This is a genomic window from Gillisia sp. Hel_I_29, from assembly GCF_000744275.1.
Lineage (GTDB): Bacteria > Bacteroidota > Bacteroidia > Flavobacteriales > Flavobacteriaceae > Gillisia.
Genome location: NZ_JQLP01000009.1, coordinates 1 through 14,655, shown reverse-complemented (window position 1 = coordinate 14,655; position 14,655 = coordinate 1). Strand labels below are relative to the sequence as shown.

Annotated in this window: 8 protein-coding genes; all 8 read left to right on the top strand. The window is 36.8% G+C overall.

Annotated features, from left to right (window positions below):
- The coding region (locus P163_RS18675; protein ID WP_156100752.1) for a hypothetical protein at window positions 1-219 on the top strand (219 nt) is incomplete at its 5' end.
- Window positions 200-973 (top strand): AMP-binding protein, encoded by a 774-nt coding sequence (locus P163_RS17685; protein ID WP_231556278.1) that lies wholly within the window; start codon window positions 200-202, stop codon window positions 971-973. The genes P163_RS18675 and P163_RS17685, both read left to right, overlap by 20 nt.
- Before the next feature lie 161 nt (window positions 974-1,134).
- Window positions 1,135-1,386 carry an AMP-binding protein gene (locus tag P163_RS18765; protein WP_081891386.1) on the top strand — a complete coding sequence of 84 codons (252 nt, stop codon included), beginning with the start codon at window positions 1,135-1,137 and terminating at the stop codon, window positions 1,384-1,386.
- A gap of 53 nt (window positions 1,387-1,439) precedes the next feature.
- On the top strand, window positions 1,440-1,763 hold the full coding sequence (locus tag P163_RS18760) for an AMP-binding protein (protein WP_051931331.1): 324 nt from the start codon (window positions 1,440-1,442) through the stop codon (window positions 1,761-1,763).
- Between the two features lie 20 nt (window positions 1,764-1,783).
- Window positions 1,784-2,266 (top strand): AMP-binding enzyme, encoded by a 483-nt coding sequence (locus P163_RS18025; protein ID WP_051931330.1) that lies wholly within the window; start codon window positions 1,784-1,786, stop codon window positions 2,264-2,266.
- A complete protein-coding gene (locus tag P163_RS18850) occupies window positions 2,206-2,397 on the top strand; it encodes a phosphopantetheine-binding protein (RefSeq protein WP_081891387.1) in 192 nt (63 codons plus the stop codon). Before P163_RS18025 ends, P163_RS18850 begins: the two co-directional genes overlap by 61 nt.
- On the top strand, window positions 2,378-8,758 hold the full coding sequence (locus P163_RS18020) for a non-ribosomal peptide synthetase (protein ID WP_051931329.1): 6,381 nt from the start codon (window positions 2,378-2,380) through the stop codon (window positions 8,756-8,758). The genes P163_RS18850 and P163_RS18020 overlap by 20 nt, the downstream gene beginning before the upstream one ends.
- A gap of 51 nt (window positions 8,759-8,809) precedes the next feature.
- On the top strand, window positions 8,810-14,655 hold a 5,846-nt coding region (locus P163_RS17670; protein ID WP_197055460.1), incomplete at its 3' end, for a non-ribosomal peptide synthetase.

The window sequence follows — 14,655 nt, the reverse complement described above, 5'->3', positions numbered from 1 at the left end:
GAATCTACTCAGGGTTTAAAGCGATTTAGCCATCAAGAGGGCGGCACTTTGTTTATGGGTTTATTGTCTAGTTTGAAAGCATTGTTGTACCGTTATACGGGTCAAGAGGATTTGATAATTGGAATACCAGTGGCAGGACGAACATTCAGATTTGGAAGATCAGATTGGTTTTTATATCAATATGCTTGCACTGCGAAATGTGGTTCATTCAGAGGATAGTTTTATAGACTTATTTGGTCGAATCCGTCAAACGACATTGGATGCTTATGAGCATCAGGGATATCCTTTTGATCGTCTTGTAGAGGATTTAGAACTTCGTAAGGAAGCGGGGCGTAATGTGATTTACGATATTTCAGTTGTGCTTCAGAATTTCGAAGAAAGATCTACTGTTTTAGAACCTACCGAAGAAATGGTGAATACCATCTATGACGATGGAGTAAGTGTGAGTAAAAATGATATAGAATTTACCTTTGGAGAGCAAGGCGATTATCTTTATTTAAATGTTGGATACAACACGGATGTTTATGATAAAGCGATGTTAGAAGGTTTTATCGTTCATTATAAAGAATTTCTTGCCTCGTTACTTAGCTTTCCAGAGGCTTCTATAGGAGGTATTGATTATTTAAATGATAAGGAGCGTGATGAGTTGTTATATGTATTTAATGCTACAGAAGTGGCTTATCCACGGGATCAAACGGTTGTAGATTTATTTGAGTCTCAGGTCTTAAAGACACCAGAAGCAATAGCAGTAGTTTATGAAGATGAGCGTCTTAGTTATGAGGAACTCAATAGACGTAGTAATCAATTGGCACATTACTTACAAGCGCATTATGATATTCAGCCAGATGATTTGATTGGTATTATGTTACCACGTAGTTCTTGGATGATTGTAGGGATCTTAGGGATTTTAAAGAGTGGCGGCGCCTATGTTCCAATCGACCCAGATTATCAGAGGATCGTAAATCATATATAATATCGGAGACAAAATTTAAAGACACTGATTATTAATTCAGAAAGTATGTTTGATGTTTTAGACTTAGAAACTAGCATACTAGCGATAGACATAGAGCTTGAGGATTACACTGAAGATATTGAAAATACCATAAACTCACCACATGATATAGTTCTAATGATCTGGCATATGTTATTTACACGAGTGGATCAACAGGGAATCCTAAAGGTGTTATGATAGAGCATAAATCGATTGTTCGTTTAGTGAAGGATACTAATTATTTTCAAATCAATGAAAGCGATAGTATTTTAAGTCTTTCAAACTATGCTTTTGATGGTTCTATATTCGATATTTTTATGCCTCTTCTTAATGGAGGTATTTTGGTATTGTCTTCAAAGAGCGTTTTTTTAGATATTGAAAAACTAAACAACTAATAAAGAAGGAGAACATAGATAGTTTTTTCTTGACTACAGTGTTATTTAATTCATTGGTTGAATCAGAATTAGATTCATTAAAGGGTCTTAAATATGTTTTATTTGGAGGAGAAAGAGTTTCTGTTAAGCATGTTAGGAAATTTAGAGAGTTATACCCAGAAGTTAATCTTCATCATGTATATGGTCCGACAGAAAACACTACATTTTCTTCTTGGTATAAGGTCGGTGAGATTCCAAAAGTAGCTCAAACCATACCGATCGGTTCAGGAATATCAAATAGTACATGTTATATTTTAGATGAACAACATCATTTAGTTCCAAAAGGAGTTATAGGGAGATTTATTTGGGAGGAGAAGGCTTGGCTCGAGGCTATTTAAAAGCGTCAGAGCTAACCTCAATGAAGTTTATAAAATCACCATTTAAAGAAGGATTACGATTATATAAAACTGGTGATTTAGGAAGATGGACATTTAGCGGAGATATTGAATTTATAGAGAGGAAGGATAATCAGGTAAAGATTCGAGGGTATCGTATCGAATTAGGTGAGATAGAGAGTGTTTTACTGGGTCATTCTGAGATTGACCAGGCTGTAGTTTTGGCCTATGATTTAGAATCAGGAAAGGAGTTGGTCGCTTATTTTGTGAGTAGTTCAGATCAAGATAGTTCATCGTTACGTGATTATTTAAAGGCGTTTTTACCAGACTATATGCTTCCGAGTTACTATGTAGCGTTGGAGGTCTTCCCCTTAACACCTAATGGCAAGATAGATAGGCGCTCATTGCCATCCCCTAAGGGTCTGGAGGTAGGACATGGGGTAATATATGTAGCTCCAGAGACAGAAACTCAAAAGAAGTTAGTAGCTATTGGGAAGCGGTCTTAGGTAAGGATAAGATTGGGCTCAAGGATGATTTCTTTGAACTAGGCGGCCATAGTCTCAAGGCTATGAGTCTTTTATCAAAGCTTCATAAGGCTTTTGAGGTAAAGTTAGCTTTTGAAAGATTTGTTTGTTAACACAGTATTGGAGACACAGGTTTCTTTATTAGAGGAAGCTACAAAGTCTGAGTATGTATCAATCGAAAAGATAGATGTATCGTTAAATTATGCTATATCAGATTCACAGCGCCGTTTATGGGTTTTGAGTCAATTTGATGGCGGATCTTCGGCATACAATATACCTTCACGTATATTATTAGATGGCAGTTATGATATAGAGTTATTTAAGCGTGCTATTTATTCCGTGGTAGATCGTCATGAGATCTTACGTACTGTTTTTAAGGAAGACTCTAGTGGAGAGATTCGTCAATGGATATTAGAGCGGGAAGCTTTAGGTTTTGAGATCGGTGAATTGGATCTTCGAGGGGAGTTAGATATAGAGTCCTCGGTATTGCGTTATCTGGATAGCGACCGTATGGTGGAGTTTGATTTAGCCGAAGGGCCACTATTACGTGCTGTATTATTACAGGTATCAGAAGACCGTTATGTTTTTTACTACAACATGCATCATATTATAAGTGATGGTTGGAGTATGGATGTACTGTCAAGAGATGTATTTAAGTATTATGAGTTTTATAGGACTGGTAATGAATTAGAATTACCAGAATTAGGTATTCAGTATAAGGATTATGCAAGTTGGCAATTGTCTCAATTGAGTACAGCTATTTATCAGGGCCATCGAGATTATTGGACGGACTTACTGGGAGGAGATCTTCCCGTTTTAGATTTACCGAGTTCAAAGGTACGTCCCGTGATACAGAGTCATCAAGGTCAATTACTTCGCACTTACATATCAAAGGAATCTACTCAGGGGTTAAAGCGATTTAGCCATCAAGAGGGAGGTACCTTGTTTATGGGCTTACTGTCTAGTTTGAAAGCATTGTTGTACCGTTATACGGGTCAAGAGGATTTGGTAGTAGGGACACCCGTTGCAGGGCGAGAGCATTCAGATTTAGAGGACCAGATAGGATTTTATATCAATACGTTAGCATTACGTAATGAAGTTCGTTCAGAGGATAGTTTTGAAGATTTATTTAGACGGGTTCGTCAAAGGACTTTAGATGCTTATGAGCATCAGGGATATCCTTTTGATCGTCTTGTTGAGGATTTAGAACTTCGTAGGGATACGAGTCGAAGTGCTGTATTTGATATGATGTTGGTATTACAAAACACAGGAGATGCTCATCAGGGAATAGGTATAAGTGATTCAGATGTAGAATTGATAACCGATCAGGGGTTTAATTTAAGCAAGTTTGATTTGAGTTTCACTTTTGAGGAACGTGGTGATTATTTGGCATTGCTACTAGAATACAACACAGATGTTTATGAGCAGGAGATGCTAGAAGGCTTTATAGTTCATTATAAAGAGTTTCTAGAGAAGTTACTTAGTAATCCAGAGGCCTTAATAGGGAGTATAGATTATTTGGCAGAAGAAGAGCGAGTGGAGTTACTAGATGTTTTTAATGCGACCGCGTTTGATTACCCGAGAGATAAGACCGTTGTAGAATTGTTTGAGGAGCAGGTAAGTAAAACCCCAGAGGCCATAGCCGTTGTTTATGAAGAGGAGCGTCTTAGTTATGAGGAGCTTAATAGGCGCAGTAATCAATTAGCACATTATCTACAAGCACATTATACCATCGAGCCAGATGATTTGGTAGGGATTATGCTACCGCGAAGTTCTTGGATGATTGTGGGGATCCTGGGGATCTTAAAGAGTGGAGGGGCTTATGTACCAATCGATCCTGATTACCCAGAGGATCGAATAGCTTATATGTTAGAGGATAGTAAGTGTAAAGTGCTTTTGGACGAAGAATTTCTAGATAAATTTAATAATAATAATAAGTCAGACTATTCGACAGATAATTTATCGATAAGTTTATTGCCTTCTAATTTGTTATATGTTATTTACACGAGTGGCTCTACAGGGAAACCTAAAGGGGTTATGATTGAGCATAGCGGAGTTATTAATCGAATAGATTGGATGTGGAAAACATTTAATTTTAAAGAAGGCGAAGTAGTTTTACAGAAGACCACATTTACATTCGATGTATCCGTTTGGGAGATTTTCTTGCCTTTATGTTGGGGAAATAGAATGATTATTTGTACAAAAGAAGAGACGTATTCTCCTATAGCCCTTATGTCTTTGATAGAAAAGCATGGTGTGAATTCTTTACATTTTGTACCTAGTATGTTTAATTCCTTTTTGTTGGAAGTTTTAGCTATAGAAGGCGCCAAAAAATCCTTACAAAGTGTCAAACGATTGATAGCAAGTGGAGAATCGTTATCAATAGAAAGTGTACGAAGTTGGTATGGGCATTTAAAGGCACCTATTTATAATCTTTATGGCCCAACAGAAGCATCTATAGATGTTACTTACCATAAAACGAGTATTACAGATGAAAAAATTTCAATCGGTGTTCCAATTTCCAACACAGAGATTTACATATTAAATAGGGAGGGCTTATTACAGCCAATAGGCGTTACAGGAGAGATTTCTATAGCAGGATCTGGCTTGGCCCGCGGTTATTTAAACAATGAATCACTTACTAAAGAGCGATTTGTATCAAATCCTTTTATAGAAGGCACTCGTATGTACAAGACGGGAGATTTGGGAATATGGAATAGTGATGGTACGATTACGTTTTTAGGGAGAGAGGATGCTCAGGTAAAGATCCGAGGGTATCGTATCGAATTAGGCGAGATCGAGAGTGTATTATTGGGGCATGCAGATATAGATGAGGCTGTAGTTTTGGCCAATGATAATGATGGAGTTAAGGAGTTGGTTGCATATTTTGTAAGCAGCTTGGATCATGACAGCGCATCACTGCGCAGTTATTTAAAGGGCTTTTTACCCGATTATATGCTACCAAGTTACTATGTATCGATGGAAGGTTTACCCTTAACACCTAATGGCAAGATAGATAGGCGCTCGTTACCCTCACCAGAGGGGTTAGAGATTAGTCATGGAGTAGAATATGTAGCCCCAGAGACAGATACAGAGAAGCAGTTAGTAGTTATATGGGAAGATATTTTAGGCAAAGAGAATATAGGTGTGAAGGATGATTTCTTTGAGTTAGGAGGTCATAGTTTAAAGGCTACACGTCTTTTATCGAAACTTCATAAGACCTTTGATGTAAAGTTAGCATTAAAGGATTTGTTTGTTCACACAGTATTGGAGACTCAGGTATCTTTAATAGAGGAAGCTACAAAGTCTGCGTATGTATCCATCGAAAAGTTAGAAGCATCGTCAGATTATGCTATATCAGATTCACAGCGACGTTTATGGGTTTTGAGTCAATTTGAGGGCGGCTCTTCGGCATACAATATGCCTTCACGTATATTTTTAGATGGCAGTTATGATGTAGATTTATTTAAACGTGCTATTTATTCGGTAGTAGACCGTCATGAGATCTTACGTACTGTTTTTAAGGAGAACTCCCAAGGAGAGATTCGTCAGTGGATATTAGAACGAGATGCTTTAGGTTTTGAGATCGGTGAATTGGATCTACAAGGCGAAGCAGATATCGAGTCCTCGGTATTGAATTATCTGGATAACGACCGTATGGTGGAGTTTGATTTAGCCAAAGGTCCACTATTACGCGCTATATTACTACAGGTATCAGAAGACCGTTATGTTTTTTATTACAATATGCATCATATTATTAGTGATGGATGGAGTATGGATGTATTGTCAAGAGATGTATTTAAGTATTATGAGTTTTATAAGAGTGGAGGCGAATTAGACTTACCAGCGTTACGGATTCAATATAAGGATTATGCGAGTTGGCAATTGTCTCAATTGAGTACATCTATTTATCAGGGCCATCGAGATTATTGGACGGGCTTACTGGGAGGAGATCTTCCCGTTTTAGACTTACCAAGTTCAAAGGTACGTCCCGTGATACAGAGTCATCAAGGTCAATTACTTCGCACTTACATATCAAAGGAATCTACTCAGGGGTTAAAGCGATTTAGCCATCAAGAGGGAGGTACCTTGTTTATGGGCTTACTGTCTAGTTTGAAAGCATTGTTGTACCGTTATACGGGTCAAGAGGATTTGGTAGTTGGAACACCAGTTGCAGGGCGAGAACATTTAGATTTGGAAGACCAGATTGGTTTTTATATTAACACGTTAGCATTACGTAATGCGGTTCATTCAGGGGATAGTTTTGTAGACTTATTTGGTCGAATCCGTCAAACGACATTGGATGCTTATGAGCATCAGGGATATCCTTTTGATCATCTTGTTGAGGATTTAGAACTTCGTAGAGATACGAGTCGAAGTGCTGTATTTGATATCATGGTGGTATTACAAAACACAGGTGACGCGCATCAAGGAGTAGGCGTTAGTGATTCAGATGTAGAATTGATAACCGATCAAGAATTTAGTTTAAGCAAGTTTGATTTGAGTTTCACTTTTGAGGAGCAAGGTGATTATTTGGCACTGTTTCTAGAATACAACACGGATGTTTATGATAAAGCGATGTTAGAAGGCTTTATCGTTCATTATAAAGAATTTCTTGCCTCGTTACTTAGTTTACCAGAGGCTTCTATAGGAGGTATTGATTATTTAAATGATAAGGAGCGTGAAGAGTTGTTAGATGTATTTAATGCTACAGAAGCGATTTATCCAGAGGATCAAACACTTGTAGATTTATTTGAGTCTCAGGTCTTAAAGACACCAGAGGCAATAGCAGTAGTTTATGAAGATGAGCGTCTTAGTTATGAGGAGCTCAATAGCCTGAGTAATCAATTGGCGCATTACTTACAAGCGCATTATGATATCCAGTCAGATGATTTGATTGGTATTAAGTTACCACGTAGTTCATGGATGATTGTAGGGATCTTAGGGATTTTAAAGAGTGGCGGCGCCTATGTTCCAATCGACCCAGATTACCCAGAGGATCGTATCGCATATATGCTTAAAGACAGTAATTGCAAAGTGCTTTTAGATGAAGAGTTTCTAACTGGATTTAAGAGTGATTCAAAAGATTATAGTATAGGTAATCCATCACATAATATAAGTTCTAAAGATTTGGCGTATGTTATTTACACGAGTGGTTCTACAGGAAAGCCTAAAGGCGTTATGATAGAACATAATTCTGTATTAGATTATTGTATAACATTTAAAGAACAATTTAACTTAATTCAATCTGATAAAGTAATACAACAATCATCTATTTCTTTTGATACTCATGTAGAAGAAATATTTCCAATTCTTCTAAGTTCTGGTACTTTATTATTGATGAAAGATAAGGGAGTAAATGTTTTAGAAGTAAAAAAACTAATAGAAATAGAGAAGGCTACAATAGTAAGTACGACTCCATTGATTTTAAAAGAACTAAACCTTATAAGGTTTAATTCGAAGAACTTGCGGCTATTAATTAGTGGTGGGGATAAATTTGAGAAAACATTTGTGTCAAATTTTATTGATAAAATTCAAATTTATAATACTTATGGGCCTACTGAGTTTACAGTATGTGCAACTTACCAAAATGTAATAAAAGAAAGTTTAAGCTCTAATATTGGCGGTCCAATCTCCAACACAAAGATTTATATATTAAATAAAGAAGGGGTTTTACAACCGAAAGGTGTTACAGGAGAGATTTATATAGCAGGTTCTGGCTTGGCTCGCGGTTATTTAAACAATGATGTACTTACTAACGAGCGATTTGTATCGAACCCTTTTAAATCAGGAGTTCGCATGTATAAGACGGGAGATTTGGGGAGATGGAATAGTGATGGCACGATTACGTTTTTAGGACGAGAGGATACTCAGGTTAAGATACGAGGGTATCGCATAGAGTTAGGGGAGGTAGAGAGTGTTTTACTAGAGCATTCTGAGATAGACCAGGCTGTAGTTTTGGCCTATGATTTAGAATCAGGAAAGGAGTTGGTTGCTTATTTTGTGAGTAGTTCTAAACAAGAGAGTTCATCATTACGGGATTATTTAAAGGCATTTTTACCAGACTATATGCATCCGAGTTATTATGTAGCGTTGGACGGCTTACCCTTAACACCCAATGGTAAAATAGATAGACGATCATTACCATCCCCTAAGGGACTGGAGATAAGCCATGGCGTAGAGTATGTAGCTCCAGAGACAGAGACACAAAAGAAGTTGGTGGCTATTTGGGAAGAGGTCTTAGGTAAGGATAATATAGGACTTAAGGATGATTTCTTTGAACTTGGAGGACATAGTTTAAAAGCATTAAAAGTGTTATTCAAAATTAATGCTGAATTGAATGTTTTATTAAATATTGAAGAACTTTTTATGCATAATAAATTAGAAGATTTATCAGATGAAATTGATAATCGAATATGGAATCAATCAAAAAATGGTGAGGATTTAGGAGATTTTGAAGAATTGAAATTTTAATGTTTTATGAAAGATTTTATTAAAAAACTGCGAAATAATAATATAAAAATTATGCTTGTCGGAGATGAGCTCAAAATTTCATTTCCAAAAGGACAAAAGCCTAATAAAGTGTTTATTTCTGAAATTAAGAATAAGAAAAATGTACTAATTAGATATTTATCAAATATTGATAATGGATTACAAAAAAATGAAATTGAAGTTTTAGCAGAGCAAGAAAACTATAGTTTATCTTCTTCACAGCGCCGTTTATGGATTTTGAGTCAATTTGAGGGTGGATCTTCGGCATACAATATGCCTTCACGTATATTATTAGATGGCAGTTATGATATTGATTTATTTAAGCGTGCTATTTATTCCGTAGTAGATCGTCATGAGATCTTACGTACTGTTTTTAAGGAAGACTCTAGTGGAGAGATTCGTCAGTGGATATTAGAGCGGGAAGCTTTAGGTTTTGAGATCGGTGAATTGGATCTTCGAGGGGAGTTAGATATAGAGTCCTCGGTATTGCGTTATCTGGATAGCGACCGTATGGAGGAGTTTGATTTAGCCGAAGGGCCACTATTACGTGCTGTATTATTACAGGTATCAGAAGATAGTTATGTTTTTTACTACAACATGCATCATATCATAAGTGATGGTTGGAGTATGGATGTATTGTCAAGAGATGTATTTAAGTATTATGAGTTTTATAAGACTGGTAATGAATTAGAATTACCAGAATTAGATATTCAGTATAAGGATTATGCGAGTTGGCAATTGTCTCAATTGAGTACAGCTACTTATCAGGGCCATCGAGATTATTGGACGGGTTTACTGGGAGGAGATCTTCCCGTTTTAGATTTACCAAGTTCAAAGGTACGTCCTGTGATACATAGTCATCAAGGTCAATTACTTCACACCTACATATCAAAGGAATCTACTCAGGGTTTAAAGCGATTTAGCCATCAAGAGGGCGGCACTTTGTTTATGGGTTTATTGTCTAGTTTGAAAGCATTGTTGTACCGTTATACGGGTCAAGAGGATTTGATAATTGGAATACCAGTGGCAGGACGAGAACATTCAGATTTGGAAGATCAGATTGGTTTTTATATCAATATGCTTGCACTGCGAAATGTGGTTCATTCAGAGGATAGTTTTATAGACTTATTTGGTCGAATCCGTCAAACGACATTGGATGCTTATGAGCATCAGGGATATCCTTTTGATCGTCTTGTAGAGGATTTAGAACTTCGTAAGGAAGCGGGGCGTAATGTGATTTACGATATTTCAGTTGTGCTTCAGAATTTCGAAGAAAGATCTACTGTTTTAGAACCTACCGAAGAAATGGTGAATACCATCTATGACGATGGAGTAAGTGTGAGTAAAAATGATATAGAATTTACCTTTGGAGAGCAAGGCGATTATCTTTATTTAAATGTTGGATACAACACGGATGTTTATGATAAAGCGATGTTAGAAGGTTTTATCGTTCATTATAAAGAATTTCTTGCCTCGTTACTTAGCTTTCCAGAGGCTTCTATAGGAGGTATTGATTATTTAAATGATAAGGAGCGTGATGAGTTGTTATATGTATTTAATGCTACAGAAGTGGCTTATCCACGGGATCAAACGGTTGTAGATTTATTTGAGTCTCAGGTCTTAAAGACACCAGAAGCAATAGCAGTAGTTTATGAAGATGAGCGTCTTAGTTATGAGGAACTCAATAGACGTAGTAATCAATTGGCACATTACTTACAAGCGCATTATGATATTCAGCCAGATGATTTGATTGGTATTATGTTACCACGTAGTTCTTGGATGATTGTAGGGATCTTAGGGATTTTAAAGAGTGGCGGCGCCTATGTTCCAATCGACCCAGATTATCCAGAGGATCGTAAATCATATATAATATCGGAGACAAATTTAAAGACACTGATTATTAATTCAGAAAGTATGTTTGATGTTTTAGACTTAGAAACTAGCATACTAGCGATAGACATAGAGCTTGAGGATTACACTGAAGATATTGAAAATACCATAAACTCACCACATGATATAGGTTCTAATGATCTGGCATATGTTATTTACACGAGTGGATCAACAGGGAATCCTAAAGGTGTTATGATAGAGCATAAATCGATTGTTCGTTTAGTGAAGGATACTAATTATTTTCAAATCAATGAAAGCGATAGTATTTTAAGTCTTTCAAACTATGCTTTTGATGGTTCTATATTCGATATTTTTATGCCTCTTCTTAATGGAGGTATTTTGGTATTGTCTTCAAAGAGCGTTTTTTTAGATATTGAAAAACTAAACAACCTAATAAAGAAGGAGAACATAGATAGTTTTTTCTTGACTACAGTGTTATTTAATTCATTGGTTGAATCAGAATTAGATTCATTAAAGGGTCTTAAATATGTTTTATTTGGAGGAGAAAGAGTTTCTGTTAAGCATGTTAGGAAATTTAGAGAGTTATACCCAGAAGTTAATCTTCATCATGTATATGGTCCGACAGAAAACACTACATTTTCTTCTTGGTATAAGGTCGGTGAGATTCCAAAAGTAGCTCAAACCATACCGATCGGTTCAGGAATATCAAATAGTACATGTTATATTTTAGATGAACAACATCATTTAGTTCCAAAAGGAGTTATAGGGGAGATTTATTTGGGAGGAGAAGGCTTGGCTCGAGGCTATTTAAAAGCGTCAGAGCTAACCTCAATGAAGTTTATAAAATCACCATTTAAAGAAGGATTACGATTATATAAAACTGGTGATTTAGGAAGATGGACATTTAGCGGAGATATTGAATTTATAGAGAGGAAGGATAATCAGGTAAAGATTCGAGGGTATCGTATCGAATTAGGTGAGATAGAGAGTGTTTTACTGGGTCATTCTGAGATTGACCAGGCTGTAGTTTTGGCCTATGATTTAGAATCAGGAAAGGAGTTGGTCGCTTATTTTGTGAGTAGTTCAGATCAAGATAGTTCATCGTTACGTGATTATTTAAAGGCGTTTTTACCAGACTATATGCTTCCGAGTTACTATGTAGCGTTGGAGGTCTTCCCCTTAACACCTAATGGCAAGATAGATAGGCGCTCATTGCCATCCCCTAAGGGTCTGGAGGTAGGACATGGGGTAATATATGTAGCTCCAGAGACAGAAACTCAAAAGAAGTTAGTAGCTATTTGGGAAGCGGTCTTAGGTAAGGATAAGATTGGGCTCAAGGATGATTTCTTTGAACTAGGCGGCCATAGTCTCAAGGCTATGAGTCTTTTATCAAAGCTTCATAAGGCTTTTGAGGTAAAGTTAGCTTTGAAAGATTTGTTTGTTAACACAGTATTGGAGACACAGGTTTCTTTATTAGAGGAAGCTACAAAGTCTGAGTATGTATCAATCGAAAAGATAGATGTATCGTTAAATTATGCTATATCAGATTCACAGCGCCGTTTATGGGTTTTGAGTCAATTTGATGGCGGATCTTCGGCATACAATATACCTTCACGTATATTATTAGATGGCAGTTATGATATAGAGTTATTTAAGCGTGCTATTTATTCCGTGGTAGATCGTCATGAGATCTTACGTACTGTTTTTAAGGAAGACTCTAGTGGAGAGATTCGTCAATGGATATTAGAGCGGGAAGCTTTAGGTTTTGAGATCGGTGAATTGGATCTTCGAGGGGAGTTAGATATAGAGTCCTCGGTATTGCGTTATCTGGATAGCGACCGTATGGTGGAGTTTGATTTAGCCGAAGGGCCACTATTACGTGCTGTATTATTACAGGTATCAGAAGACCGTTATGTTTTTTACTACAACATGCATCATATTATAAGTGATGGTTGGAGTATGGATGTACTGTCAAGAGATGTATTTAAGTATTATGAGTTTTATAGGACTGGTAATGAATTAGAATTACCAGAATTAGGTATTCAGTATAAGGATTATGCAAGTTGGCAATTGTCTCAATTGAGTACAGCTATTTATCAGGGCCATCGAGATTATTGGACGGACTTACTGGGAGGAGATCTTCCCGTTTTAGATTTACCGAGTTCAAAGGTACGTCCCGTGATACAGAGTCATCAAGGTCAATTACTTCGCACTTACATATCAAAGGAATCTACTCAGGGGTTAAAGCGATTTAGCCATCAAGAGGGAGGTACCTTGTTTATGGGCTTACTGTCTAGTTTGAAAGCATTGTTGTACCGTTATACGGGTCAAGAGGATTTGGTAGTAGGGACACCCGTTGCAGGGCGAGAGCATTCAGATTTAGAGGACCAGATAGGATTTTATATCAATACGTTAGCATTACGTAATGAAGTTCGTTCAGAGGATAGTTTTGAAGATTTATTTAGACGGGTTCGTCAAAGGACTTTAGATGCTTATGAGCATCAGGGATATCCTTTTGATCGTCTTGTTGAGGATTTAGAACTTCGTAGGGATACGAGTCGAAGTGCTGTATTTGATATGATGTTGGTATTACAAAACACAGGAGATGCTCATCAGGGAATAGGTATAAGTGATTCAGATGTAGAATTGATAACCGATCAGGGGTTTAATTTAAGCAAGTTTGATTTGAGTTTCACTTTTGAGGAACGTGGTGATTATTTGGCATTGCTACTAGAATACAACACAGATGTTTATGAGCAGGAGATGCTAGAAGGCTTTATAGTTCATTATAAAGAGTTTCTAGAGAAGTTACTTAGTAATCCAGAGGCCTTAATAGGGAGTATAGATTATTTGGCAGAAGAAGAGCGAGTGGAGTTACTAGATGTTTTTAATGCGACCGCGTTTGATTACCCGAGAGATAAGACCGTTGTAGAATTGTTTGAGGAGCAGGTAAGTAAAACCCCAGAGGCCATAGCCGTTGTTTATGAAGAGGAGCGTCTTAGTTATGAGGAGCTTAATAGGCGCAGTAATCAATTAGCACATTATCTACAAGCACATTATACCATCGAGCCAGATGATTTGGTAGGGATTATGCTACCGCGAAGTTCTTGGATGATTGTGGGGATCCTGGGGATCTTAAAGAGTGGAGGGGCTTATGTACCAATCGATCCTGATTACCCAGAGGATCGAATAGCTTATATGTTAGAGGATAGTAAGTGTAAAGTGCTTTTGGACGAAGAATTTCTAGATAAATTTAATAATAATAATAAGTCAGACTATTCGACAGATAATTTATCGATAAGTTTATTGCCTTCTAATTTGTTATATGTTATTTACACGAGTGGCTCTACAGGGAAACCTAAAGGGGTTATGATTGAGCATAGCGGAGTTATTAATCGAATAGATTGGATGTGGAAAACATTTAATTTTAAAGAAGGCGAAGTAGTTTTACAGAAGACCACATTTACATTCGATGTATCCGTTTGGGAGATTTTCTTGCCTTTATGTTGGGGAAATAGAATGATTATTTGTACAAAAGAAGAGACGTATTCTCCTATAGCCCTTATGTCTTTGATAGAAAAGCATGGTGTGAATTCTTTACATTTTGTACCTAGTATGTTTAATTCCTTTTTGTTGGAAGTTTTAGCTATAGAAGGCGCCAAAAAATCCTTACAAAGTGTCAAACGATTGATAGCAAGTGGAGAATCGTTATCAATAGAAAGTGTACGAAGTTGGTATGGGCATTTAAAGGCACCTATTTATAATCTTTATGGCCCAACAGAAGCATCTATAGATGTTACTTACCATAAAACGAGTATTACAGATGAAAAAATTTCAATCGGTGTTCCAATTTCCAACACAGAGATTTACATATTAAATAGGGAGGGCTTATTACAGCCAATAGGCGTTACAGGAGAGATTTATATAGCAGGATCTGGCTTGGCCCGCGGTTATTTAAACAATGAATCACTTACTAAAGAGCGATTTGTCTCAAATCCCTTTAAAGAAGGTACTCGTATGTACAAGAC

What these genes read in the sequence shown, in the direction of transcription:
- P163_RS18025 (WP_051931330.1), top strand. Translation starts at nt 1,784, where the DNA reads ATGAAGTTTATAAAATCACCATTTAAAGAAGGATTACGATTATATAAA.